The sequence below is a fragment of the Sulfurimonas iocasae genome, assembly GCF_047716755.1.
GTDB lineage: Bacteria > Campylobacterota > Campylobacteria > Campylobacterales > Sulfurimonadaceae > Sulfurimonas.
In genome coordinates this window covers 1,642,462-1,669,034 of record NZ_CP180409.1, presented here as the reverse complement: position 1 = coordinate 1,669,034, position 26,573 = coordinate 1,642,462, and the positions used below count along the sequence as shown (strand labels likewise).

General features: G+C 32.5%; 25 protein-coding genes. 11 read left to right on the top strand and 14 right to left on the bottom strand.

What is annotated here, in order from left to right:
• Positions 1 to 25: 25 nt before the first annotated feature.
• A complete protein-coding gene (gene metE / locus ACLHDE_RS08435; RefSeq protein WP_415395983.1) occupies positions 26 to 2,302 on the bottom strand; it encodes a 5-methyltetrahydropteroyltriglutamate--homocysteine S-methyltransferase in 2,277 nt (758 codons plus the stop codon).
• Positions 2,303 to 2,623: 321 nt separating this feature from the next.
• Here metE and hisG point away from each other — a divergent pair, with 321 nt between their 5' ends.
• The 6 genes from hisG (at position 2,624) to ACLHDE_RS08405 (ending at position 5,391) form a co-directional block, all read left to right on the top strand.
• A complete protein-coding gene (hisG, locus tag ACLHDE_RS08430) occupies positions 2,624 to 3,250 on the top strand; it encodes an ATP phosphoribosyltransferase (protein ID WP_415395982.1) in 627 nt (208 codons plus the stop codon).
• Positions 3,250 to 3,933: a class I SAM-dependent DNA methyltransferase gene (locus ACLHDE_RS08425; RefSeq protein WP_415395981.1), complete on the top strand. Its 684-nt coding sequence runs from the start codon at positions 3,250 to 3,252 to the stop codon at positions 3,931 to 3,933. The genes hisG and ACLHDE_RS08425 overlap by 1 nt, the downstream gene beginning before the upstream one ends.
• A 51-nt stretch (positions 3,934 to 3,984) precedes the next feature.
• Entirely contained in the window at positions 3,985 to 4,104 is a 120-nt protein-coding gene (locus ACLHDE_RS08420; protein ID WP_415395980.1) for an ABC transporter permease, read from the top strand.
• Positions 4,105 to 4,208: 104 nt separating this feature from the next.
• Entirely contained in the window at positions 4,209 to 4,778 is a 570-nt protein-coding gene (locus ACLHDE_RS08415; protein WP_415395979.1) for a diguanylate cyclase domain-containing protein, read from the top strand.
• Positions 4,779 to 4,788: 10 nt separating this feature from the next.
• The gene (locus ACLHDE_RS08410; RefSeq protein WP_415395978.1) at positions 4,789 to 5,049 is read left to right on the top strand and encodes a hypothetical protein; all 261 of its coding nucleotides are present in this window, start codon (positions 4,789 to 4,791) and stop codon (positions 5,047 to 5,049) included.
• 12 nt (positions 5,050 to 5,061) lie between these two features.
• Positions 5,062 to 5,391, top strand: a complete 330-nt coding sequence (locus tag ACLHDE_RS08405) for a hypothetical protein (protein ID WP_415395977.1) — start codon at positions 5,062 to 5,064, stop codon at positions 5,389 to 5,391.
• 12 nt (positions 5,392 to 5,403) lie between these two features.
• Here ACLHDE_RS08405 and amrB read toward each other — a convergent pair whose 3' ends face one another.
• The 3 genes from amrB to ACLHDE_RS08390 are packed head-to-tail and all read right to left on the bottom strand — an operon-like array spanning position 5,404 to position 7,664.
• The gene (amrB, locus tag ACLHDE_RS08400) at positions 5,404 to 6,870 is read right to left on the bottom strand and encodes an AmmeMemoRadiSam system protein B (RefSeq protein ID WP_415395976.1); all 1,467 of its coding nucleotides are present in this window, start codon (positions 6,868 to 6,870) and stop codon (positions 5,404 to 5,406) included.
• On the bottom strand, positions 6,849 to 7,259 hold the full coding sequence (locus tag ACLHDE_RS08395; RefSeq protein ID WP_415395975.1) for a DUF1566 domain-containing protein: 411 nt from the start codon (positions 7,257 to 7,259) through the stop codon (positions 6,849 to 6,851). The genes amrB and ACLHDE_RS08395 overlap by 22 nt, the downstream gene beginning before the upstream one ends.
• Positions 7,260 to 7,262: 3 nt before the next feature.
• Positions 7,263 to 7,664, bottom strand: coding sequence for a hypothetical protein (locus ACLHDE_RS08390; protein ID WP_415395974.1), 402 nt, complete (start codon positions 7,662 to 7,664; stop codon positions 7,263 to 7,265).
• Between the two features lie 369 nt (positions 7,665 to 8,033).
• On the opposite strand from ACLHDE_RS08390, the gene ACLHDE_RS08385 reads away from it, so the two are divergent.
• Both ACLHDE_RS08385 and ACLHDE_RS08380 read left to right on the top strand, forming a co-directional pair.
• Positions 8,034 to 9,269, top strand: coding sequence for an IS110 family transposase (locus ACLHDE_RS08385; protein WP_415395806.1), 1,236 nt, complete (start codon positions 8,034 to 8,036; stop codon positions 9,267 to 9,269).
• A 351-nt stretch (positions 9,270 to 9,620) separates the two neighbouring features.
• On the top strand, positions 9,621 to 10,268 hold the full coding sequence (locus ACLHDE_RS08380; RefSeq protein WP_415395973.1) for a class I SAM-dependent methyltransferase: 648 nt from the start codon (positions 9,621 to 9,623) through the stop codon (positions 10,266 to 10,268).
• On the opposite strand, the gene ACLHDE_RS08375 is transcribed toward ACLHDE_RS08380, so the two are convergent.
• Positions 10,265 to 11,386, bottom strand: a complete 1,122-nt coding sequence (locus ACLHDE_RS08375; protein ID WP_415395972.1) for a metallophosphoesterase — start codon at positions 11,384 to 11,386, stop codon at positions 10,265 to 10,267. The two genes, ACLHDE_RS08380 and ACLHDE_RS08375, sit on opposite strands and share 4 nt — an antisense overlap.
• A gap of 94 nt (positions 11,387 to 11,480) precedes the next feature.
• On the opposite strand from ACLHDE_RS08375, the gene ACLHDE_RS08370 reads away from it, so the two are divergent.
• Entirely contained in the window at positions 11,481 to 12,104 is a 624-nt protein-coding gene (locus tag ACLHDE_RS08370) for a YceI family protein (RefSeq protein WP_415395971.1), read from the top strand.
• A gap of 21 nt (positions 12,105 to 12,125) precedes the next feature.
• Here the strand turns inward: ACLHDE_RS08370 and ACLHDE_RS08365 are convergent, their stop codons facing one another.
• The 9 genes from ACLHDE_RS08365 to ACLHDE_RS08325 all read right to left on the bottom strand — a co-directional run bounded on the left by ACLHDE_RS08365 (position 12,126) and on the right by ACLHDE_RS08325 (position 25,026).
• On the bottom strand, positions 12,126 to 13,139 hold the full coding sequence (locus ACLHDE_RS08365) for a cytochrome-c peroxidase (protein ID WP_415395970.1): 1,014 nt from the start codon (positions 13,137 to 13,139) through the stop codon (positions 12,126 to 12,128).
• A 91-nt stretch (positions 13,140 to 13,230) separates the two neighbouring features.
• Positions 13,231 to 13,914: a methyltransferase gene (locus ACLHDE_RS08360; RefSeq protein ID WP_415395969.1), complete on the bottom strand. Its 684-nt coding sequence runs from the start codon at positions 13,912 to 13,914 to the stop codon at positions 13,231 to 13,233.
• A 26-nt stretch (positions 13,915 to 13,940) separates the two neighbouring features.
• On the bottom strand, positions 13,941 to 14,864 hold the full coding sequence (gene pdxA / locus ACLHDE_RS08355; protein ID WP_415395968.1) for a 4-hydroxythreonine-4-phosphate dehydrogenase: 924 nt from the start codon (positions 14,862 to 14,864) through the stop codon (positions 13,941 to 13,943).
• 51 nt (positions 14,865 to 14,915) lie between these two features.
• On the bottom strand, positions 14,916 to 16,283 hold the full coding sequence (locus ACLHDE_RS08350; protein WP_415395967.1) for a hypothetical protein: 1,368 nt from the start codon (positions 16,281 to 16,283) through the stop codon (positions 14,916 to 14,918).
• 67 nt (positions 16,284 to 16,350) lie between these two features.
• Entirely contained in the window at positions 16,351 to 17,133 is a 783-nt protein-coding gene (locus ACLHDE_RS08345) for a pyridoxine 5'-phosphate synthase (RefSeq protein WP_415395966.1), read from the bottom strand.
• An 8-nt stretch (positions 17,134 to 17,141) separates the two neighbouring features.
• On the bottom strand, positions 17,142 to 17,843 hold the full coding sequence (locus ACLHDE_RS08340) for a lysophospholipid acyltransferase family protein (protein WP_415395965.1): 702 nt from the start codon (positions 17,841 to 17,843) through the stop codon (positions 17,142 to 17,144).
• A gap of 142 nt (positions 17,844 to 17,985) precedes the next feature.
• Positions 17,986 to 19,920 carry a thioredoxin domain-containing protein gene (locus ACLHDE_RS08335; RefSeq protein WP_415395964.1) on the bottom strand — a complete coding sequence of 645 codons (1,935 nt, stop codon included), beginning with the start codon at positions 19,918 to 19,920 and terminating at the stop codon, positions 17,986 to 17,988.
• Between the two features lie 142 nt (positions 19,921 to 20,062).
• Positions 20,063 to 21,805, bottom strand: coding sequence for a diguanylate cyclase (locus tag ACLHDE_RS08330; protein WP_415395963.1), 1,743 nt, complete (start codon positions 21,803 to 21,805; stop codon positions 20,063 to 20,065).
• Entirely contained in the window at positions 21,802 to 25,026 is a 3,225-nt protein-coding gene (locus ACLHDE_RS08325; protein ID WP_415395962.1) for a CHASE domain-containing protein, read from the bottom strand. Before ACLHDE_RS08325 ends, ACLHDE_RS08330 begins: the two co-directional genes overlap by 4 nt.
• A gap of 184 nt (positions 25,027 to 25,210) precedes the next feature.
• Between ACLHDE_RS08325 and ACLHDE_RS08320 the strand changes: the two genes are divergently transcribed.
• On the top strand, positions 25,211 to 25,606 hold the full coding sequence (locus tag ACLHDE_RS08320; protein ID WP_415395961.1) for a PA2779 family protein: 396 nt from the start codon (positions 25,211 to 25,213) through the stop codon (positions 25,604 to 25,606).
• 8 nt (positions 25,607 to 25,614) lie between these two features.
• Positions 25,615 to 26,565, top strand: coding sequence for a PA2778 family cysteine peptidase (locus ACLHDE_RS08315; RefSeq protein WP_415395960.1), 951 nt, complete (start codon positions 25,615 to 25,617; stop codon positions 26,563 to 26,565).
• Positions 26,566 to 26,573 lie beyond the last annotated feature (8 nt).

Here is a 26,573-nt window from a genome sequence, read left to right as displayed (position 1 = left end):
GACAGGGCATAAATGCCTTGTCCTTTTATTTTAGTTCTTCTCTTACTAGCTTTACAGCTTCAACCATATTTACAAGACTTGGTTTTACTTCTTCCCATCTTCTAGTTTTCAAACCACAATCAGGATTTATCCAAAGTTGTTCTTTTGGTAATACTTCTAGTAGCATATCTATCTGTTTTTTTATTTCATTAACACTTGGAATTCTTGGAGAGTGTATATCATATACTCCAGGACCAACTTCTTGTTTGTATCCATATTTTTTAAAGATTTTTAAGAGCTCATTTCCACTTCTTGCAGTCTCTATAGAGATAACGTCTGCATCCATGTCCTCGATGGTTTGTATAATGTCATTAAACTCACTGTAACACATATGCGTGTGAATTTGAGTCTTTTCTTTAGCTGAACTTACCGCTATCTTAAAATCTCTTACAGCCCATTTTTCATATGATTTTATCTTTTGAGCTCTAAGCGGGTATCCTTCTTTAAAGGCTGCTTCATCGACTTGGATTATTTTAATGCCTGCCTTTTGTAAATCATCTATCTCATCACTTAGCGCGACTGCAATCTGCTTTGAGACTTCACTTCTTTCTTTATCATCTCTTACAAATGACCAGTTTAAAATAGTTACAGGACCTGTTAACATTCCTTTCATGATTTTATCAGTTTTACTTTGTGCATAAGTTATCCAATCAACAGTCATAGGCTTAGGACGGCTAATATCTCCATAGATAAACGGTGGTTTAACACATCTGCTTCCATAACTTTGTACCCAGCCGTTTTGTGAAAAACCATATCCTTTTAATTGTTCGCCAAAATACTCAACCATATCGTTTCTTTCAGGCTCACCATGTACTAAGATTTCAATTCCACACTCTTCTTGAAAAGATACACAATCATCTATGTAAGCTTTCATATTTGCTTCATAAACCTCTTTTGATATTGTGTTGTTTTTAAATTCTTTTCTTGCTTGTCTGACTTCTGGAGTTTGAGGAAATGAACCAATAGTCGTCGTCGCTAAATCTTTATATTTTAAAGCACTTTTTTGTAGTTTGATTCTATCTTCATATTTTCCGTCTCTTTGAAGTTTTATGTTGTTTAAAACTCTTTCTTGAACAACTTTATCATGTATAAGAGCTGAAGTTTTTCTATCTTGGTTAGCTTTAAAGTTTTTATCCAAAGCAGTAGTTTCTTCCTCATTTAAATCATCAAGAGAGTTAAAAAAGAGTTTTGAGACAAGAGATATCTCATCTAATTTTTCTTTGGCATAACTAAGCCAGTTTTTGATATTTACATCAAGTTTGTCTTCATACTCAAGTGTAAAAGGAGAGTGCAGTAGACTACAAGAAGAGCTGACAATGATGTCCTTTTTATCAACTGTTTTGGCAATAGTCTCAAGTAGTTCATTGGTTTTAAGAATATTGTTCTTCCAAATATTTCTACCGTCAACTACACCTGCCACAAGTTTTTTGGAACTACCTTGTATGAGTTTAAGTGATTCAAGGTTTTGTTCTCCATATAAAAAGTCAAGTCCAAGTGCCCATATAGGAGTATTTAGCAATATTTTTGTAGCTTCGTTTGAGTGTTCAAAATATGTAGTTACAATTATATTTATGTTGCTACTTACATTTGCTAAAGTGTCATAAGCGGGTTTGATTAGACTTAGGAGTTTAGTGTCATTGTCTTTAGCAAAGATAGGCTCGTCTATTTGAAGAGTTATATTTTCATCAAGTTTTGCTATCTCTTTTAAAAGTTCTTCATAGATAGGGAGTATCTTGCTAAATAACTCATTTGTATCTCCTCTGTCGACTCTTTTAGATAGCCCTAAAAATGTTATGGGACCAATAAGGTTTATCTTTGTTTTAATACCAAGCTCTTTTGCTTCTTTATACTCATTTAAAATTTTTGAAGCGTTTAGTTCATATGTGTCATCAAGTGATAGCTCAGCAACTATATAGTGATAGTTTGTGTTAAACCACTTTGTCATCTCCATAGCTACACTATGTTTATTTCCTCTAGCCATAGAAAAATATAGTTCTTCATCTTTTAACTCTTTAAACCTTTTAGGAATAGCTCCTAGCATTATGGCAGTATCTAACATGTTGTCATATAGAGAAAAGTCATTTGAGCTAATAAAATCTATACCGGCATCTTTTTGATAGTTCCAGTGTCTCTTTTTAAGCTCTTTAGCTACGTTCTTAACGTCTTTAAATGAACAATTATTTGCCCAAAAACTCTCTAATACTTTTTTTAATTCTCTTTGTTCTCCGATTCTTGGAAACCCTACTACGTAATTTTTTGACATGACTATATCCTTTGATATGTTTATTATTATTTTTTTATTTGTTATGAAGTATAAAGGATATTAAAGAGGAGGGTGTACACCGGTTCTACGAAATGCAAAACATGGTGTGTAGTATTTGCATCTAGGGATAAAAACATTAAACAAAATTGCGAGTTTTGTTCTTATGTTGAAGAAACAGTTGCAATGACAAGGTTTATAGTTTATAATTGTCTTCACACTTCTCCCCAGTTTTAAAATTGAAGCAATTATAACATAGCTTATAAAACTTTGAGCTACATTTAGATAAAATGCGAAAAATATAAATATATACAAGGGCATAAAATGCTAACAGTTGCGCTTCCAAAAGGTCGTATTGCAAAAGAGACTTTAGAAATATTTGAGACTATATTTGGTAACACTTTTAAATTTGATGATAGAAAGCTCATCCTAGATACTCCTAATTTTCGTTTTTTACTTGTTAGAAACCAAGATGTGGCGACTTATGTTTATCATCAAGCTGCTGATATAGGTGTTGTTGGACTTGATACTTTAGAAGAGCAGGGGCTTGATGTTGTTCGTTTGCTAGACCTTAAACGTGGCATTTGTAAAGTCTCTATTGGCATGAAAAAAGGCGAAAAACTTGACCTTGACAAACCAGACCTTAAAGTGGCATCTAAAATGGTTAACATCACTAAGCGTTACTTTGAAGAGAGAGCCGTTTCTGTTGACATCATCAAACTTTACGGTTCTATAGAACTTGCTCCGATTATCGGACTTGCTGATATGATTGTTGATGTTGTAGAGACTGGTGCTACTATGAAGCAAAACGGCTTGGAAGTTGTTCAAGATATTATGACTTCATCAACTTATCTTATCGCTAACAAAAACAGCTACATCGCTAAAAAAGATGAAGTTCTAGATATATATAAAAAAATAAATGAAGTAATTAAAGCAGAGCAAAAAGCTTAATGACAAATCTAGATTTGTATGCAAAAACTGAACACCTTTTAGGCATTGAAGAAGCTACTGAAGCACTTTACGACCTCTATCGCTCAGAATTAGACGAGTATAAAATCAAAACTCTTTTAGATGTTGGTTGTGGTCGTGGTGGTTTTATGCAACGTATGATTAGCGATGGCGTGAAGTGCAAGGGTATTGATCTTAGCTCAGTTATGATTGAAGAGTGCAAGGCTCAAGGTTTAGATGCCGAGTGTATAGATGTAGCCGATGTTGAGGGGACTTATGATGCTGTAGTCGCTATCTTTGATGTTTTAAACTTTATGAACAAAGATGCATTGGTAAAGTTCTTAGATGCCATCTCTTCAAAGCTAAATGACGATGGAATATTTATAGCAGACATAAACACTCTTTATGGTTTTAGTGATGTGGCAGAGGGCACTATGAGTGCTGAGAACGACAAAGAGTTCTTGGTCGTAGATGCTGAATTTGCAAACGATGAACTTCATACACAATTTACTCTTTTTGAAAAAAATGATGAGAAATTTATAAAACACCAAGATACAATAATCCAATACTTTCACAAAATAAAAACTTTTCAAAATCTTTCAGGTCTGAAACTAATTGATAAACAGACTTTCTCCCTGTATGACACAGAAGATAAGACACTTCTTATATTTAAAAAAAGACAGTAACTATATAAATTTTGGAGAGTAGTATGGAAGTTAATACCAGTACAAAACTTTTTGTTCCTACTGCTTCCATTAGCCGTTGTTTGGTACTACTATCGTAAATGGGTAGATAATTCTAAAGCAGTAGGTATAGTTTCTCTTCCTGGGATGATGACAGGGCAGATATTATTTTAATAGCTGTGAGATACCAAATTTATGAAGTTATTCAATTCAAAGCAGACGCTAATTGAAAAATTTGATATACTATAAAATGAGAATAGATACAAAGAGGTATAGTTGTGTTTGATATCAAAGGTATAGATTTACAATCAAAAACTAAAGAAGAGTTGATAGAGCTTATACAAAAGTGTATAGAAAATCATGCTCAAAGTGATTCTGAAGTTTATAATGTAGGACCGCTTGATAAACTAAAAGAGTTTACCTCCTTGCAATCACACATAGATAAAATTCATAAAAACTCGCAAAATGTGAGTGTAATGATGTTTAGAGTCTATAATATTGGAAGAAGTGACGATATATTTAAAAATAGAGTTTCAGAAAAAATACTCCAAGATATAACAAAGCTTTTAAAATTAAAAATTAGAAATACAGATATACTTATAAAGTATGATCAGAAAAATTTTGTCATAATAGCACCAAATACTGATTTGAAAGGTGTAGATAAATACGCTCATAAGTTAAATAGCATCATCTTAGAAAATATATTTGGAACTGTTTCGCATCTAAAGTCAAATTTTTCAACTACTATATTCAATGAAGATGATGACATAAAGACTATTTTTGCAAGACTGGATAAAGCACTCTTAGATATTGAAAAAGATCTCTCTCACCATTTTATAGAAGTCTAAAAGGATATGAATGAGTCATAAATACAAGGCAAAAATAGAAAAACTATTTGAACATCCGATATCTGGAAACATAGACGTTAAAAGACTTCTTTCGGCTCTTGAGCATTTTGGTATCGAGATAGAGATTACTAAACATAATAAAGCAAAATTGAGTTTTAACGATAAAGAGTTAATAATGGCACTTTCACATAAAAATGATTTGTCCTTAGACTCCATAGTTAAGTTACGTCACTACTTACAAGACGTTGGTTTAACACCAGATACTATATAAAGGAACCATATTATGAATGGCAACATAGTTGTAACATATAAAATATTGTGTGAGTCAGATTTGAACACAAAAGTAAAACTTCAAGAGCTACTTTTAAATGAGAAAATATCTAAAGCGATTAAGAGTGAGTTTGCAAAGGGTTTAAGAAATATTGAGCTAGTTACGCAGAGTGAAGATGCTTCTCTTATAGTTGAAACTGCTAAAGAGTTATACACGCTTGAAGTATCAAAAGATGACTTTGCAGATATTCTTGTTTTAGCTGAAGAAGATGCTATCGCAAAAAAGTTATTCAAAAAAGATTGTAGTCGTGTGGAGTTAGTGGATATTGAGACACTCGTATAATTTTTTGAAGATTTAATCTTTTAAAATATCTTTAATATCAAAAACTATGGCTTCATATATAAAAAGCTCAGCATCTTTGTAACCATTATATCCGATGCCTACTTTCTCCTCTGAACAGTTGCCTACAAATTCTTTTGTATCCCATTTCATCTCAGTTGCAACATGTGGCAGGTAAGTACCTGTTTTAGAGCCTTTTTTTATGTAGATGCCATGTTTTCCTATGACTATCTCATCAAGTGAAGATATCTTTTTTCTTGGTGTTAAGACAGATATCTCTATCTTTATATCTTTTAGCTCACTTTGCTTTACCTCTTTAAATCTAGTGTCGTGAAGTGCAGACTCAATTGTCATATCTACAATGACTTTATAGAGTGGCTTATCAGGCCCAAATGTACCGATGCAACCTCTAAGTATCTTATTTTTGTGTAGAGTCACAAAGGCTCCTAAATGCTCTTTTAGTTTTGGAGATATCTTGCTCTCATCTACAACTAGCTTTTTTTTATTTGCTATGGCTTGATATAGAGATAGGTTAGCAATGTTTAGCAGTTCTTGTTTCTCCTTTAAAGTTAGAAAAAACTCATCAGATTTATAGACTCTCATAGCTCCATAACCGACAACTTTTTTTTTATCTCCATATTTACTATGTGCAGAGTTTTTATACTCTAATATCTCATATTTATAAGGTTTGTTATTTGTTATGTAGAGAAGGGTAAGTAGAGAACTCCAACCGCATGCTGATGTTTGAAGTGCTTCTATCTTGGCATCTTCATTTTTTGCCAAAGCTTCTACAAATTTTTGTGGATTGTTCTTTGTAAGTGAGTCAAGAGTCTTTTTATCTACACTGTTTGCATCGTCAAATGTAGGGTAATGAGAGAGATCTGTACTTATTATAAAAAGATTATCATCATTAAAGTAGGGCGATAAACCCTTTGCTATGGACTTAATTGTACCTAGATTTGAGGTGGCTATGATGATAGGGATTATATTTATATCTTTACCATAGATTGTTTGCAAAAAAGGAAGTTGTACTTCTAGTGTATGCTCTTTTTTATGTGCATCTTTATGGAAGGTAAAGTACTGAGAGTTTTCAATGAGTTTAGTCGCAAGAGTCTTATTTACCTTTACATTTCCAAGTGGTGTATTATAGTCTCCTATGTTGTAGATGGAAGCACCGTCAAAACTGATATAGTGGCTTGAACCAATGAGAAAAATATTTTTATATCTTTTGTTTAGAGTTTTGTAAGCAGTAGAAGCTACATTTGCGCAGAAGACATAACCGGCGTGAGGAACTATAAGTGCATTGATGTTTTTTTGCTCAAATGTTTTAGCATTACGCAAAAGAGTTTTTATTTCTGTTTGGAGTTGGGATTTGTTGTTTGTATAAAACGATCCAGCTACTGCGGCAGGTCGCAGAGCGTAAAGGTTTTCAAAAAGAAAAAGTAGTAGAAATAGTTGTACTATATTGAACTTTGAACGCATCTGATATGCCTGTCATAGTGCATGTCTTTTACCGTTCTCTCGCCCTTTTTAAAGTGAATTAACCATACTACATTTTTTTCACCAACAAAGGGTGTCGTAGTCCAGTAGTACTCATCGCTAACGTAGTCAAAACCTTTTTTTATAGCGGAATTATAGTTTTTATAATCCACAATACTTTGAAGCTCAACTAGGCTAGGTATACGAAAGTTGTTATACTTTCCTATGACTAAGTCTGCACAATAATCTTTAGACTGATAGTAAGTTATAGAAAGGTCTTCGTTGTCTTGATGGTCTTGCCAAATTAAAGATGTGCTTTTATCTATAAAAACACGCTCTCCAAAGAGTGTAGACGCAACTAAAAGTAAACCGGTAAATAGTAGTTTTTTCATAATCTAGTCTTTCTTTTTTCTAAATAGGTGATAGTTTTCATTCTCCAGCATCTCTTCCACATACTCTTTTGCACACTTAACACAGTTTGACCAGATTCCAGATGGAAGTCTAACTTCTAGCTTTTTCTTTTCTCTTAATTTGATAATCTTTTTAGGAGAGAGCACTTTAGAGACAGGAGAGAAGTCAACATCAGTAAGGTCAATATCAGATTTGTAAAAAATAGTTTGTTTTTTGAAATTACCCCAACCCGGTATTCCATCTTCTGTATATGGAATTTCGTGACCATTTTTAAAGGTAACCATCATCTTATAGTGAGAGTCTTCAAATACCTGAGTAACTTTTCCTGCACCAAAAACCATACCGTAAAGTTTGTCTTTTACTTTTACTTTTTTAAAATATGCCATAAGTATTCCTCGTATAATTTCTTTTATGAGTAAGTAGTTCTTTTTTAAAGTTTTTTTGACTTTAAAGCAAAGAAGTATTACTCTTTTAAGATTGAAGTACTAACTTCAAATCTTGTAACTTTCACAGTTTATGACTAAAGATAAAACAACATTTTTTTCCTTATAGCAGGATATGAAAATATTTTATATCTACTGACTACATCATTAAGCCAGTTGGTGTCTTTAGTTGTTAATCACTTATTAAAAGCTGTTGGGGTAGCTGTTATTTTAGCACCTACAACACATAGATTAACGAGGCTGTGAATTCTAACAATTTAACTTTTGTTTTTTTGTTAGGCAACTTAAGATTACACGACAAGGATTATAGAGATGTATTACGTAGGAATAGATATTGCAAAGAGTTTTCATGTTGTTTCAGTTATCGATGATAGTGAAACTAAGGTTATTAACAAGCCTTTTAAAATCAACAATGATTTAAAAGGGTTTGAAAAATTACTTACTATTTTAGATAGTGTCACTTTAGATAAAGATGACTTTATTATCGGTATAGAAGCAACTGGTATTTATGGTGAAAACCTTTTAGAGTTTTTAAAGTCTAAGGGCTATAGTGTTAAACTACTCAATCCATTTCAAACCTCAAGGTATAGAGAACAAATAACTATGAAAAAAGTAAAAAATGACAACATAGACTCTTTAGTTATAGCACTCTTTTTAAAAGATGGCAAATACTCATCAGGTTATGTAACTGATGATGAGTATCAGAGCCTTAGAACACTCTATAGAAATCGTGCTTCTATTCAGTCTGATATGAAAGAGGTTAAGAAGAGAATCATTACTCAAATAACAGTTACATTTCCAGAGTTTGAGAGCTTCACAAATCCATTTACCATAAGTGGTCTAGCTCTGCTTGAAAAGTATCCAACAGCATATCACTATAAGCATAGTAGCGTTGATAGAATCATGAAGATATTTGCTCATATTCAAGGCAATAACTTCAATAAAGACAAAGCCCTAAGATTACTAGAACTCTCAAGAGAGTCTATCTATTCAGGTAAGGCTAAAGATGCAAGAGCAATAGCTATTAGAAGTACTATTAGGCTTTTAAAGATGTATCTTAGTGAGATAGATATTATTGAAGCTGAGATACTCTCTTTGCTTGATAAAAAAGGCATTAATAGTTCAACACTTGATGAGCTACCAGAGAGTAACACTCTTATTGATAACCTTAAAACCATACCTGGAGTAAGTGATAAAACTGTAGCTGCTGTTATTAGTGAATGTGGAGACCTGACGAGGTTTCCATCTATACCTAAGTTTATAGGATATCTTGGACTCTTTCCAACAGAAAATAGCTCTGGTAATTCTAAAAGTGTAGGTCACTTAAGTAAAAGAGGCTCTTCTTTGGTCAAGCATGCACTATATCTTAGTGCTGTAAGTTGTCTGATACATAACAAACAGATGAAGCAACTCTACGATACTAAAAGAAGTCAAGGCAAATCTAAAAAAGAGGGACTTGTTGCAGTTTCAAGAAAACTTGCAACTATCATATACTCTATTTTTAAATACAACACACCCTATAATCCAAATCGTGTATTTACAAATTAGTCATAAACAGTGATAAGTTAAAGATCACAAGTTAGTACTTAAATCATTCATAATAGCAATAATATTTAAAGCTATTACCGTACTAGTTGTTAACCAAAATAGAGACAAATATATAATTTACTCTATAGTTTGATTATCAAAACACTCTTTGCTCAAATTTTAGAAATGAAATACAACAAAGAGTATTTAAAAAATCAAACTTGCAAGATTTTTAGCTCTTGCATAGTTCTTTGAAGTAATATTGTTAATAAACTAATGTCTATTTTTTACTTTCCTTGCTTTTTAAGTTATTCTTTATAAAAAGGCTTAATTTTGATGCTAGATTATAACAAAAGAAGATAAAATAACTTCATGAATAAATGTAAAATATGTAACTGTAATACAACTGTAATAAAAGATGCTAAATCTGTTAAAATTTACTACAGATGCGAAGAGTGTGACTATATATTTTTGGATGACAAACACTACTTAGATGCAAGCCTTGAGAAGGAGCATTATGATAATCACGAAAACAACTTAGAATCACTTGGTTATGTAAATATGTTTGAGAATCTTATAGATGAATTTGTTGGCATAGATGCAAAAGAGATAAAAATAGCACTAGATTTTGGTTGTGGTGAGGGTGAAGTTTTACCTATTTTACTTGAGAGAAGAGGCATCTTTTGTGATAGATATGATTTGTTTTATTTTCCACAAAAAGTATATAAAAATAAAAAGTATGATTTGATTGTCTCCACCGAAGTTATCGAGCATCTAGCAAGTCCGCTAGATATTTTAAAAGAACTACTCTTACATCTAAACAAAGATGGATATTTACTTCTTATGACTTACTTTCATCCAAGTAATGATGAGAAGTTCTTGAAGTGGTTTTACATAAAAGACATAACACATATAGGCTTCTTTTCTATTAAGACATTTGAGTATATGGCATCTGAGCTTGGTTTAAAGATGATAAAACATAATAGTAAAAATAGTATTATGTTTAGAAAAATATCTTAAACTGCAGGCTCAATAGTTATCTCTGTTATCTCAGAACTTGCACCGAGTCTCATAGGTGGGCCCCAAAAACCAGTTCCTTTGTTTACATATATCTGCAACTCTTCATTGTGCTGATGCAGACCGCTTATGTATGGCTGTTGAAGTTTAACAAGAAACCTAAATGGATAAAGCTGACCGCCATGAGTATGACCGCTTAACATCAAGTCAACACTATGAGTTACTTCTTCTATGTATCTGGGTTGATGAGCCAGAAGTACAGTTGGTGACTCTTTTAGTCCACGAAGGGCGTCGCTTATCTCTGGTATGTAGCTCTTAGTCCTGTAGCCAAATACATCGTATACACCAGCTAAATTAAATCCTTCTCCTTCTTTGCCAATATAAAGATTTTCATTTTCAAGTACTCTGATGCCAAGAGCTTTGAGTGTGTATATAATAGTTGCTATATCGTGAAAGTATTCGTGATTTCCAACTACAAAAAAAGTTCCATATGTAGATTTTAAGTTCTTTAGCTCAGATAATGTCTCTTTTGCATGGGCTATACTTATATCTACTAAGTCACCAGTTATGACAACTATGTCTGGTTTTAAAGCGTTTACCCTTTGGACTATATTGTGAATGAAAGTCTTATCAATTAGTCCACCTATGTGAATGTCACTGAGTTGGACTATCTTGTAAGGTTTCTTTAGCTTGTTTATCTTGATATTTATTTTCTCTAACTTCACATGTCTAGCCTCATATATAGACCTAGCACTAAGAGAGGTAGCTACTACTAAAGAAGAGATATCAAGTGAGCGTTTAAAGAAGTTTCTTCTTTTTTTAGAAATTGGAGAGTGATGAAGAAGCACCCTTGATATATCGTAGATGATAGCCGTACAAAAGAGTAAAAATAGTATGCCAATGGGAAGTGAGAAAAGAAAGTAGAGCCAGTTAGGAATGTCAACGTAGTAGCGACCTAGCATATAACCTATGATGCCAAAAAAGTTGACGACTAAAAAGATACGAAGATATACTTTGTGCTTCTCTTTAATATCTAATTTGGCAATAAGCCTTTTTGAGATGTACATGTTAAGTAGAATAAAAACGCCCAAAAAGGCTGTGAAAAATAGTATTGGATTCATATTTCAAAGTATAACAGAGAAAACTAAATCTATTTATTTAATTTGAATTTATATATCAACGGTTATACTCTCTCAACATAAAAGGAGAAAGATAATGATAAAGTTTTTAATAGCTCTATTTTTAGTTGCGACAATGTCGTATGCAGAGGAAATGGGAACAAAAGGTGGCTCTTGCATCTTAAGTCAAGATGGAGCTGTAAGTGTAAGCTGGAAAGCCTATAAAACACCGGCAAAAGCAGGAGTTGGCGGAATTTTTAATAGTGTAAAATACACAGCAGTAGCTCCTAAGGGAAATAACTTCCGTGAAATACTTGTAGGTTCAAGTGTAGTCATTGACACAAAGAGTGTCAACTCTAAAAATAGTGGTAGAGATGAGAAGCTAGTAAAGTTCTTTTTTGAGCAAATGAGTTCTAAAAATATTACAGCAAAGATAGTAGATATTAAGTCAAACAAACGCGAACGCGGTAAACCAAAAACTGGTGTAATGAGTGTTGGGGTAACTATGAACGGTGTAACTAAAAATGTACCAATGTCATATGTTTTTAACAAAGGTGACTTAAGTGCAACTGGTAATATAGACATTCTAGATTTTAGTGCTTCTAAAGCTCTTAGTGCTATTAACAAAGCTTGTTATGATTTGCATGAGGGTAAAACGTGGAGTGATGTAGAGATAGGTTTTCAAACTAACATTAAGTTTGATCTTTGTGAGACTAAATAGCAACGTAAAGTTGCTATTTATTTAGTTCATATCTGGTCGAGGTGTTGAAGCTGTAGAAGCTGGAAGCATTGGTATTGAAAAAACAGGTTTTCTTCCCTCTAATGCTTTAAAAAACTCTTCTATTGAAGCAGCTTCTGCATCACTTATCTTAGTTCCTAGTTGAACTCTTCCCATCTCTACAATAGTTTCTTTTAAACTCCAGATTTTACCATTATGAAAATATGGAGCAGTCTGTGTTATGTTACGAAGAGTAGGCACTTTTACCATTGCATTTATATCACCTTTAAAGTCACCTACATTTTGGTATTTATAAACGGCTGCAACATTAAATGCGTTCATTCCTTTACCAAGTGAGATTCCATTGTGACATGAAGCACAACCTTTGTCTATAAAAGTTTTAAGTCCATCTTTTTGTGCAGTTGTCATTGCGTTATCATCCCCGTTTAGATAATCATCGTAAGGAGCTGGCGTCACTAAAGTTCTCTCAAACAAACCAATAGTATCTGTAATCTTTTCAAATGTAACTTTTACATCTTTGCCATATGCATCTTTAAATGCATCTACATAAGTAGGCATTGAATTTACAGTTTTTTCAACATGACCTTTTGTAGCAGCCATCTCTGGATGTGCTTGTATAGGACCTTGAGCTTGTTCCTCTAAGTCTTTTGCACGACCATCCCAAAATTGTGCTTCAAAAAATACAGCATTATAAACTGTAGGTGAATTTAAGTGATGTGGATTAGCAGTCCATTTATGACCTATGGCAGCAGGTATACCATCATCTCCACCTTCGCCTAAGTTATGACATGTGTTACAGCTTATAATACCACTTTTAGATAGTCTTGGATCAAAGTAAAGTTTTTTACCAAGCTCTATTTTTTTAGATGTTATTGGATTTCTAGAATCATCAATAATTTTATATAGCTCAATTTTTGAACTAGGGATTGGCTCTAATCCTACTTCTTTTGCAGTATTGATTAGGTTTGCAGCCATAATAGAGACAGTAGCTAATGTTAATGAAGCAATTATTTTCATATAAGTCCTTGATAAAAGATATTTAAGGATAAAAAATATCCTTTGTGGAATGATACCTATTATAATCTTAAAATAGCATAATTATTATAAATTATTTTTTAATGGGAGTCTTACCATAAATTTCTTTTATGTCAGGAAGTTCAGTAGTGTAGTAATGAACCCAAATGTATATATGGTTAAAGAGTGCTACAACTAAAGCTGCTTTTGAAAATAGAAGTAAGCCTGGGATGTAGAGAATCATAAGACCGTAAATATACATACCATTGTTTGTAAAACGAAAGATTCCTTTTTTCTCAAACGCCACATTATAGCTTTTATCAAAATGATCTATTCCAAAAGCTCTATCAATAGTAAAATATTTCTTAACAGAGTAAAAAAGATAGATAACAGGCAAAGTAATAATAGCCACAATAGTATAAACGACATATGAACTTATTTCTAGTGAGTGCATGTCACTGTAACTTAAAATAATAATGAAAATAAGTCTAGATACAAACAATATACTAAAACCAATTTTATATGCTTTAAAAGCTTTTTCCAAACCGTAAAGTGAGCTAAATATATTTTTGTATAGTTCTAGTCGCCATACTAGCCAAACATATATCTGATGAACTATAGGAGTGGCAACAGCAATCCAAAACCAAGACTTAGAACTAATGCTCCAAAGCTCTTTGCTCATAAGCTCAGGAGTAGATGCTACAAAGAGTTGCGCAAAGCCAAGAAATATAATAACCAAGAGTAGATGCCAAGTTTGATATTTAAATATTTTTTTCATAATAATGTACCTTTTATATAAGAAGTCTATTTTATAAAAGAAATAGCACTCTTTATGGCATTGATATAACTAAGTGTTTTAGCTTTACCTTTGTAAGCGATGTCAAAGGCAGTTCCATGGTCAACTGATGTTCTGATTATTGGCAGGTTTAGTGATACGTTTATGCTCTCATCAAAGTAGAGGGCTTTTAGAGGTGCTAGACCTTGGTCGTGGTACATTGCTACAAAGTATTTGTAGTTTTTTCTTGCATGAGACGTAAAAGCTACATCAGGAACTATTGGACCTATAAACTGCTCGAAGCCTAGCTTTTTATTTGCACTTTTTATCGCTTTTGTTATTCTCAACTCTTCATTTCCTAGCACACCATTATCGCCAGCATGTGGATTTAAACCAAGCACGGCTACTTTTTCATCTCCAATTGAGTTATGCAAGTCCATAAAAAACTGTTTTAGTTTTACATACTGCACAGATGCAGCTACATCTTTAAGAGGAATATGCTCTGTAAAAAGTGCGACAAACATCATCTCGCAGCCTAGCATCATAATGGCATCTTTGTTGAAGTGCTGGCGGAGTAGGTCAGTATGACCTTTATACTCTAAACTAGCCATCATCCAAGCCTCTTTATGAATAGGCAAAGTAACAACTGCATCTGCTTTTTTATCTTCACACAGTTTGATAGCACTCATAAAAGAGTCATAAGAGTATTTTCCAGATGCAGAACTAACTTTTCCTGATTCTATAGTAAATTCGCCATCAACTGGATACAGATTTATATCGTTTGGTATTTTGACATTTAAAAGTTTTGTAGCTTGTGAAAGCATCTCTTGATTAATGCAGTAGATAGGATTACAAAGCTTGGAGACTTCTTCGTGAGCTTTTAGAGCTATCTCTATACCCACTCCGTTTAAGTCGCCTATGCTGATTGCAATGTTGATTTTTTGTTGGTTCATTTTTTATTTTCAAACGGTGAAAATTTGTCACCGTTTGATTTCCTTCCTCTTTTAGTTTATTCCAATATTTTCTTTTTTGATTATATGATAATTAGCATAGAATCTTGTATTATTAAGGAACTGTTCTTTTGGATAGTCTAATAACCTCAGTAATGTGTATGTAGAAAAAAACTCTAAAAAGACAGCATAATTTTTTATCTTTTCATTACTTACATTATATTCATTAAAGTGCGTTATGTCATTCCTTAGTTTGACGATATTCCTGATGTCTTGTTTAGTTATTCTAATCTCTTCTCTTAGTTCAGTATCAAGCATATTATAAAAAACTAATAACTTTATATAAGTTATGCAATCTTGGCTTTTTATTTTTTTATTTTTACAATTATTAATACGAAATTCTTTTAAATTTTCTCTACTTTCTTCTTTTTTTAACTTTTCAGCTAATTCTTCTGAAAGAATTTCATTATTAAACATAGTATTCTCTAGAATTCTAAAAAATCCTAAAAAGTTTTCTTCACCATAATTAAATAGCTTATATTTTTTATAATAAGAAAATAATCTTTTCTTATATGAACTAAGTGCAAAATAATTTTGGAAAAGATTTAAAGGTAATGCATTGGTATGACTTTGTTCGAACCTTAGATTATGTCCAAGGTTTAAGAATATTAATCTGTCACTTCGTCTATCTAAATCTTGATTGTAGTAGTATGACATAGTATCGTTATTATCGCTGTATAATAGTGTTTGAGAAACTTTAATATCATAACCTATTAATAAATAAAATAGATTTAATAATTCTTGATATCTTTCTTTTATGACTTCAAATGTTGATTGTTCTTTCATTTGAATATTTACAACTGGTGAAAAATTTATACCTGCTTTTTGTTCAGGTGAGTTCATATATGTAGTAATTGGATAAAAAATAACTAAATATAAATCTCCTAAGTCTATTCGGAACTCTTCCGTATTTACTTTTGAGATTGTTTTTGCATAGTAGCTATCAATAATAGTTTGTTGTAAATTAGTATTACCTATCCATTTAACTTTGTCTTCTGACTTAAATGATAGTCCATAAAATTTAATATCTTTCATAATATAATTGTTATTATATAAAATCTCTTTTACTTCAAATATATCATAAAAAGAGCCTCTACCTTGTGATAAACTTGAATTGTGTGAACTTACTAATTGAACATCTAATAGTTTGAATGTACTATTTAAATAGTTCGTACATTCTAAACTATCAAAATATTCTCTATAGTCATATTTATTATCGCTGTTTGTCTCGCCAAAAACTTCTAATAATATTTGCTTATTTGATATTCTTAATATTCCTGCGATAGAATAATTTAGTGAATAATTAACCTTAACGTCTACGGTATATTCATCATCTAAAAATAAAGTATCAACATTAAACATTTAAATACTTTATATTTTTATTTATGAAAACTGACGTATGAAATATAAACATTTTATTACACCTTGTTTATCTTGTAGTAAGTCTCTTCATCTCTTTAACAGCATCTGCCAAGCCAGTGAAAATACTTCTAGCAATAATACTCTGACCTATGTTTAACTCGGTGATTTCTTCGATGCTCATCATATATGAAACATTGTGGTAGTTTAGACCGTGACCCGCTGCTACTTCAAGTCCAATTTTTTTAGCATGTGTAGCTGCCGTTTGAAGTTCTTGTAGAGACTTTTCAAGCCTGATTGCAAGTTCATGACGAGGAAGTTCAAGCTCTTTAACTGAGTGGTTTGTATGAGGAAGTGAAGAGTAAAGCATTGCAAATATGTTGGCAAATGAACCTGTGTGAAGTTCAACCATCTCAGCACCCAACTCTTTTGACTTCTCAATAGCTTCTATGGTTGGATCTACAAATAGTGAAACAGGGATGATATAGTCATGAAGCTGTTCAATCGCATAAGATATCTTGTCTTCATAAGTAAAAACATCTAGTCCTCCTTCAGTTGTAACTTCTTCTCTTTTTTCAGGAACTAAAGTAGCACGGTGAGGTCTTAAGTCACTCACGATGTTTAAGATATCTTTATTAATAGAACACTCAAGGTTTACAGGTAGCTGTGAGTGCATCATAATATTTTTAGCATCTATGTCTTGAATGTGTCTTCTGTCCTCACGAAGATGTATCGTAATCTGGTCTGCACCATTAGCACAAGCAACGTGTAGAGCGTTTAGTATGTCTGGATCATTTACTCGTCTTGCTTCTCTTAAAACAGCTACATGGTCTATGTTTACACCTAACTTCATACTATTCACTATTTTTCTCCCTTAGCATTTAGAACAAAATTTAAATAATTTTCTTCTAAATTTTCATGTTTAATTAAATCGCCCATATGTACTTGTACTACTTTTTTCTTTTTGTAGGGAGCATGTTTAAAAACACTTTCTAAAGTGTCGTTTATAAAAACAGGAACAACATCAAGCTGATTTGCTTTTGCAATTTTTTGCGCTCCACTTTGAAACTCTAAAATATTGGTTGTTTTATTTCTTTCACCCTCTGGGAAGATGTAGATATTAAAGTCATCTATTTTTGAGAGAGTCTTTTTTATCTCTTTAAAAAATTTTAAGAGACCTTTTCTATTTTCCAAGTCAACACTTATGCATCCGCTATATCTAAAGAAGTCGCCATAAAAGGCATCGAATAGTTCTTGTTTAGCTATCCAAGTACCATTCTTGTCATGTTTTGAAAAAATATGTTCCATGACTATTATATCAAGTAAAGACCTGTGATTTATGGCATAAAGAATTTTATCTTGACTTGGCACTTCACCGATAAGCTCAATCTCGATATTTAAATATTCTATCACCCCGTTAGAGTATGATTGTCTATCTTTAGAGAGCTGTGTATATGCTGGTTTTAGTGATATAAACGGGTGAAAATATGTACGCTTGAATATTTTAATATGTCTATATCCAAGCTCTATCATAAATATAAGCTTACCTATTTCTTTTAGCATTAATACCTCTTAAAAATTATTTACTATTTTGAACGATAACCGGGGTGTTGATAATCATTTCGCTCACAAGCTGTAAAGACTGATACGATTCCTAGGGCTAGTATTATTGTTAATATTGCTACTTTCATTTCTTTCCTTTTTTTTAAAAACTATTTTTTATTATATCATTAATTTTATTTATATTATTCGTGTTTGAAAAACATCTTTTGTCTCCACACACCATAAATTCTGCATCCTGACTAAGCTTTTTAAGTATAAACGGATATGCTAGAATACTTAGTTCATAGGCCTTAGCATCTAGGTTTGTGGCATTTGATTTTATAACTCTGTCGCCTTTTAAATATCTAAGAGTCTGACGTAGCATATATGGATATATTACAGGTCTTCTTCCTAACTCGTAAGAGTTATACTCGAGAGTTTTAAATGCAAAATGAGTGTACTTTTCATCTTCAAGAAGAGTTCCCAAAGAGATTAAGACATCTACCATGATGCTAACAGAACTTGTATAAGTATTGTCAGCTATTTCTGCTTTTGTCTCAAACTCTCCATTGCTAAAGTTCCAGCTTCCTTTTTTGTAAAACTCTTCTAAAGCAATATTTGCAAACCTTTGAGCTTTGATAAGATAAATCTCATCTTGAGTAGCGTTGTAGGCAGATATAAGAGCTTGAGCAAGATATGCATAGTCTTCTAAGAAAGCTTCTACTTTAGGAGTTTTGTGGATAAGAGTAGTGTGGTAGAGTTTAGAGTCTATAAACATAGTTTTAAGAAGTGCATCTAGACTTTTTACAGCTCTGTCTTTGTACTTAGCATCTATAGCTCCAAGCGTAAATAGTGCTTTTATCATCATACTTGACCAAGATGTTTGAACTTTTTTATCTATAAAGGGATACTCTCTGTTTTTTCTTAAATCTTGTAGAAGAATCTTAACTTTTTCAAATTCCTTGGGAACTACGCCATTGTTAAAACGGATGATATTTTTACCTTCAAAGTTTCCTTGGGGTGTTACTTCCATCTTTGCAAGCATCGATTCTATATTCTCATAACCATTATCAGATAGAGTCTTATAAACTTCATCATAAGTATAAATAAAGTAAGTTCCCTCTTCACCTTCACTATCTGCATCACTTGCACTGTAAAAGAGATTATCTTCACTCATAAAGTTGTACCAAAAATCAGCAACTTCTTTTGCAGTAGCTAAAAAGCTCTCATCTTTGTACGTCAAGTAAGCATTTGCGTAAAGTTCACAAAGTAGGGCGTTATCGTAAAGCATCTTCTCAAAGTGAGGAACTCTCCACTCACTATCTACTGAATAACGACAAAAACCGCCATCAACAAGATCATACATTCCGCCTTTTTTCATGGACTCTAAAGTATGTATAAGCATAGCTTTTGCTGACTTGTCATCATAAAGTTTGTCAATTGTCAAGAGTGTACCTAGTGTAGATGCATGAGGAAACTTAGGAGTTACAGAAAACCCACCATTTTTTGGCTCATAGTTGTTTTTCACTTGAAGCATAAAGTTCTTTCTAAATTCTTCTTTTAGAACTGTTGCTTCTTTTGGATGCTCTTTTGTGTTTAAAAAACTCTCCACTTCATCAGCATTTTTATATAGAGAAGCGTCATTTTCTTTTACTTTTAAGCTTATAAGTTTTGTAAGTTCTTTAAACCCCATACCTTCAATAGAACCTTGCTGAGACTCAGGAGGTATGTAAGTTCCTGCAAAAAACGGTTTATTTTGAGGAGTACAAAAGATAGATGTCGGCCAACCACCTGCGCGACGATTAAGAAGCATATGAACTTCTTGATAGTGCTTGTCGATGTCAGGTCTCTCTTCACGGTCAACTTTGATACAAACAAAATGCTCATTTAAAATATCTGCACACTCTTTGTTTTCAAATACCATCTCTTCCATTACATGACACCAGTGACAAGATGAGTAACCGATGCTTATAAAGATAGCTTTGTTTTCTTTTTGGGCCTTAGTAAATGCTTCATCACCCCAAGGAAACCAGTCTACAGGATTGTTTTTATGTTGTTGTAAGTATGGTGAATCTTCTGTAACTAATCTATTTGACATGTTGATTTTCCTAAAAGTAAAAAGATATTAATTGATTTTTTGTAGAGTATAAAAATATCGCTAATATTGTACTTAAATAAAAAATCAATTAATAATTGCTTGTCTTAAAGTAATATCACTATTCTCAAGAGACTAATTAGTGTTAGATATTGCTGACAACTCTATTTCTTCCAGACTCTTTGGCCTTGTATAAGTTCTCATCAGCTTCCTTGTATATCTCTTCTGCCGTTGTATTTTGCTCTACATTTTTACAGACTAAACCTATTGAACCTGTTACAAACTCTGATACAGAATTATGAATGTGGGGAATTTTAAGTGCTTCTATCGCTTTAATAAGATTGTTTGCAAATTTTAGCATATCTTGAGTGGTGTCTTCATAGTAGATGAGTCCAAACTCCTCCCCTCCAAGCCTAAATGCAAAATCACCTGCGCGTTTTGAGAAGTCATTTAAAACTGCACCTATCTTTTCAAGTACATCATCTCCGGCATGGTGTCCATATGTGTCATTATACTGCTTAAAGTGATCAATATCTATCATCAAAAATACAATGCTTTTAGAGTCTCTTTTTGCACGTTGAAGCTCTTTATCTAACACTTCATTAAAATAGCGTCGGTTGTACAGAGATGTCAACTCATCTCTAATAGAGAGCTCTTCAACTCTTTTTTTATCTGTTATATCTTGTCTTATTGCAGTGTAGCCAACTTTTTTATTATCTTCATTATAGATAGGATATATGGCTGTATCCACCCAATAAAAAGAGCCGTCTTTGGCTCTATTTTTAAGTATGCCTCTCCACTCTTTATCTGCAGAGATTTTTTCCCATAAATCTACAAAGAACTCTTTACTTGTATCTGGGTGTCTTATAACTCTATGGTTTTTACTTAAGAGTTCCTCTTTTGTGTAGCCTGAAATCTTACAAAATGCTTCAGATGCATAAGTTATGTTCCCTTTTAAATCTGTAGATGAGGTGATGATATTTTTATCTACAAGTTCAATATAATCTTTGATCTTCTTCTCATTTTTTTTCTTTTGTGAGATATCTTCTGCTATGCCTATATATCCAGTAACAATATTTGAACTATCACGGAGTGCACTGATAGAAAGACTGACTATGATTATATCTTTGCTTTTAGTTATATACTTCCATTCATGAGTATTATTAAGTCCGTGTCTGCTTTTTGCAATAAACACATCAAAGCCAACCTCAATCTTCTCTCCCAGCTCTTTTGAAAACTCTTCTGCTCTTTGTTCAACTTCAGAGATATCATGAAAGATTGCGGGTGATTGTTTATCTACAAGCTCGCTGGAGCTATAGCCTAGCATCCGCTGGGCTGCTTTGTTAAAGAGTGTAATAGTTCCATTTATGTCTGTTGTAATTATTGCATGAGATGTGTAGTCTAAAACAGATTGTAAAAAATTTTTATTTTTAAATAACTCACTGTTTAGCGTGTCGAGCTCGTTTACTTTGCTCTGTACTTCACGAAAGGAATTAGAAAGGGCATTTTTAAGCTTATATAATTGAAGGTGAGTATGAACTCTGATTAAAAGTTCTTCTTTTTCAAAAGGTTTAGAAATATAATCAACTGCTCCTGCGCTGAAACCTTTGACTATACTTTGTGAGTCATTCTTGGCAGTTAAAAATATAAAAGGCAAATCAACTGTTTTCTTATTATGTTTTAAGGTGTACGCTACTTCATAACCATCCATCTCAGGCATAACAATATCAAGCAAGATGAGATCAATATTTTCAGTAGAATTTACTATTTCTAATGCCGTCACACCATCTGTCGCTACTAATATATTATACTTTTCATTTAGTATCTCAAAGAGGACAGAGATATTTGCACTCTCATCATCAACTATAAGTACGTTTTGTTTTTTCATCTTAATTCACCAATATTTTTGTATATATTGCTCAGTATTTTTTCTGCGTCTTTATATTTATATCCAATTAAATCTGTTTTTAATTCCTTAATGATACCTTTTTCTGTGTGAAAAGCCAACATCATTTCTAAATGCTCTACTCTCTCTAAAGATATAGCCTTAAAGTGTTTTAAATCCTCTTGAATCTCTTTTACATATTTTAGCACATCATCTTTTTTATACTCTTTTGTAGAAACTTTACTCTCATCTGCATATAAACTACTCTTGATATTTTCAACACTCTTTTTTATTATATCTATAAGTTTCGATGTGAGCTCTTTTTTCAACGAAATGTCCTGAGTGTTGTATATCTGATTTGTAAGCTCGTAAATCTCCGTAAGTGAGATATTCCCGCTAACTCCTTTTAGTGAGTGAATCGCATTGTTAAACTCATCTGTCTCTACTTTAGATATATCTAAAATCTGTTCTACATTTTCATACTCTTTACAAAAACTTGAAAGAAGTTGTTTTATAATTTTTGGTTTATTACCGATTCTTTTTTTCAACTTATCTAAATCTACACCATAAAACTCTGTTATTAACTCATCAGGTTTTAGCTTTGTATCAGATGATTTCAATTCTTTTTTAGAAGATTTTTTTGGTTTTATAAATTTAAGCAGAGTTTCTATTAGCTCATTCTCATCAATAGGTTTTGCCAAGTGCGCAGACATTTTAGCTTCGGCTGTTTTTACTAAATCTTCTTGCATTACAGCCGCACTAAGCGCTACAATCGGTATATTTTCATCTATATATCTAATACGCTTGCTAGCTTCAAATCCATCCATAATAGGCATCTGAAGATCCATCAGGATAAGATCATACTCTTTGGAGTCTTCTATCATTTGAACTGCTTCTTTACCGTTAGTTGCAACGTCAACATTTATCTCTAACCCTTCTAAAATACCTAATGCTACTATCTGATTTATTTTATTATCTTCTACAAGTAGTATATGTGAACCTATAAGTTTTGTAGTATCGTATGTAATCTTTTGCTCTTTTATATCCAACTGATTTTGTAAATTTTTAGAACTATCTTCATTTTCAACTTTTCCAAATGTAGCTGTAAAAACAAACTCACTCCCCTCATCTTTCTTGCTAGTTACCCATATATCTCCACTCATAAGATTTATCAACTGTTTAGATATAGTAAGACCTAAACCAGTTCCTCCATATTTACGGGTAATAGAGTTGTCTGCTTGGCTAAATTCCATAAAAAGATTATTTAAAACTTCTTCACTCATTCCTATCCCGCTATCTTTTATAGTGAACTTTAGTTTCATATAGTAATCATCCTCTTTTGTGAGCTCAACATCTATGTAGATAGTTCCTTTGTCTGTAAATTTAATGGCATTTCCAACTATATTTGTAAGTATCTGAGTTAAACAAAGAGGATCTCCAATAAGAATAAAGTGCTCTTTGAGATTTATATTGATTTTTAGTCCCTTGTTGTTTGCTTGATATTCAAACAGATCTTTGATGTTACTAATTACACTGTCCAACTCAAATATATTATTTTCCAAGTTTAATTTGCCGGCTTCTATCTTTGAGTAATCTAAGATGTCATTTATTACATTAAGAAGTGCTTTTGAAGATATTATAGATTTTTCAAGATAATCTCTTTGTTGTTGGTTTAACCCACTCTTAAGTACTAAGTTGATTAAGCCTAAAATACCATTTAGAGGTGTCCTTATCTCATGGCTCATGTTTGCCAAGAAATCTGATTTTGCTTTGTTTGCTTTTTCCGCCACTTCTTTAGCTCGAATGAGCTCATTTTCCAACTCTTTTTCATGAGTTATATCTTCTATTATCGATACATAGTTAGACTTATTTCCGTTATCTTGGATGATTGGAAAAGAAACAATAGATAAGGTGTGCTCTGGTCCATTTTTACGGTTACTTATAAACTCCCCATACCAGCTTTTCCCTCTTTTAATAGAGTCTTTTATCCTATTATATGTTTTTGTCGATGTTCTGTCTGATATAAGAGAATCTGTGTTTTTCCCAATAGCTTCAAGTTTTGAATAGCCTGTTATTTTGCTAAAAGAGGAATTTGAATACTCAATCTCATTATTAACATTTGTAATAATAATTCCATTAGGACTCTGCTCAACAACTTGTGAGAGTTTACGGAGTTCAATGGCTTGTGATTGTAGTAAATGTCTACTTTTAATAAGTGCTAAAATAATGAAAAGTAAAATAAAATAAACAGATAACCAAAAGAGTGTCAATAAGAGTGGATACTGTTCATTATTGGTGGTATCAAACTTCTGTGTGCTTGAGAAATGGACGTACCATGTATGGTTACTGACTTTAGTTATTTTTTTTGTATGGTATTTTGCATTATGTGATGATTTTTCAAATGAACGATACATAAGACTTTTTTCTGACATCTCTGCGCTGTCGTAGATTTCAAAATCTGAGATTGATTCATTGGGTTTTATTTTATTCATAAGGTCATTCATGCGAAATGCACCATAAACAAATCCAATTAATGCTTTTTTGCGCTCTTGAGTGTTGTCGGTATTAAACTTTTTTTTATATAGTGGAAAGTACATCAACATTCCGGCTTGTACATCAGAGTCAATTTCTTGGACAAGAGTTACTTTTCCTGAGATAGTTGCTTCTCCAGTGTCTCTTGCTCGCTCCATAGCAGTTCTACGAGTAACTTGTGAAAACATATCATAGCCGATAGCTTGAATATTACGTTTATCTAGTGGTTCTAGATATAAAATACTGCTGTATTGTTCACGTTTTCCAGGTGGCTTGAGAGTAAATGAAGGAAACCCCTCCGCGCGCATTTTTTTCTCAAGAGTAGTGATTTCATCAGGGGCAAGCATAATTGTAAAACCAAAACCCTGAATACCAGGATATTTTTGTTTGACTTTTATTGTCTGCGTAAAATCAAACCAATCTTGCCTAGTGACTTTGTCGCTGGCGTGAAAGAGTCCAATTCCGCTACGTAGAACATTCTCATAACTTGACATCTGTTTTTCAATGCGCTGCATATTTTCATTAACAGATACTTTAAACTTTTCTTTTGAAAAACTTTCATAATAATTTTTTGTAAGAATCCAAATAATAAATGAAAATACTATTGATAGGATAACAATAAATATAACAGCCTTCTTTGAGTATTTAAAGTTTGATTGTAGTGACGATAATATATTGAATTTTTTAAGCAAAGGGAATATCCTTGTTAAATTTATTAGGCTCCAATATTATATCTTTTTTCAAACTAATATAAAAATATAGTTTTTAATCAAATCAGTTTTACAGTAGAAAGCTTGGATTAATATGAATGGGACTACAATATCTAACGCATCGCAAAACATTTATTGCTTTTGCTTACATAATAAAGGAAAGTATATGAAAATTTCAAAACTCGTTTTATCATTTATCTTGAGTATATCTCTATTTAGTGGGATGTTATCAGCACAAATGGCTTCCACAGAGATGCTTGTTGGGCATTCTGTTTCTTCGCCTTCTAAAGACAAACTTGCTCAGATTATTTCTCGTGAAGATGTAGCAAAAAGATTTGAAGAGTTGGGTGTAGACTCAAACATGATTGAAGCTAGAATTGCTTCTATGACTGATGAAGAAGCGTCAAAAATTGCATATCAAATAGATACATTGCCTGCTGGAGCAGATGCTGGTATGTCTATAGTAGGTGCTATTGTTTTTATTTTTATAGTATTACTAATTACTGATATACTTGGAGTAACAAACGTTTTTAACTTTACTAAGCCTATAACAAATAATTAAGCAGTGAAGTGAATATAAACAAAATACTTTTTTTAGTTTTTAGCGTAGCCACTTTGATTATTTCAAGTGGCTGTACGCCAAAGAGTCCTCTACCTTTAGATAATAATTACCAATCATCTGCTATTAATGTTCCTTTTGTTCCACCACGTTCTGATCTTTGTGGCTCAACCTCAATTGAGATGGTTTCTTCTTACTGGCAATCAACAACTTCCTATGTCCCGCATCTTACGCTTAAAGAATTGGATGAGAGGACATTGATTCCTGAAAAAGGAGGCACCCTACAGATAGAACTCATTTCTGCAGCAAGAGTTAACGGCTTGATTGCTTATCCTTTGGAGCCAACATTTGAAGCACTTTTTGCTGAACTCTCAGCGCATCATCCAGTTATTGTGTTGGTAAACAGAAGCTACTCATGGTATCCCCTTTGGCACTATGCTCCAATTACTGGATATGATGCCAAAGAGCAGAGAATTCTGATGCATTTTGCTGACAAACCAAATCAAGCAATAGCGATTGGTACATTTGCTGCATTATGGGAGAGAAGCGGCAATTGGGGAGTTGTACTATTGCCTCCTGGAGAACTTCCTGCAACTGTTTCACCAAAAAAGTTTCTACATTCTGCTTACGACCTTGAAAAAACAGGGATGAGAAAAGAAGCTATTACTGCATACAAAAGTGCTCTTATACGTTGGCCAGAAGATATAGCTATTTTATTTGCATTGGGAAATGCCTATTATAGTTCTAATGAGATAAGTAGTGCCGAACAAATATATCGAAAAATCTTATCAATTGATTCTACACATCCACTTGTTTTGAATAATCTAGCAGATCTTTTGTGCAACACCTCTAGAGCTGATGAAGCATTAAAGTTACTTGATAAGGCTGTGACAGATGACATTAAAATAAAATCTATTATAAAAACTACACGTGAAGAGATTATCAGAGGGTGTATTCCTTAGTGACATTA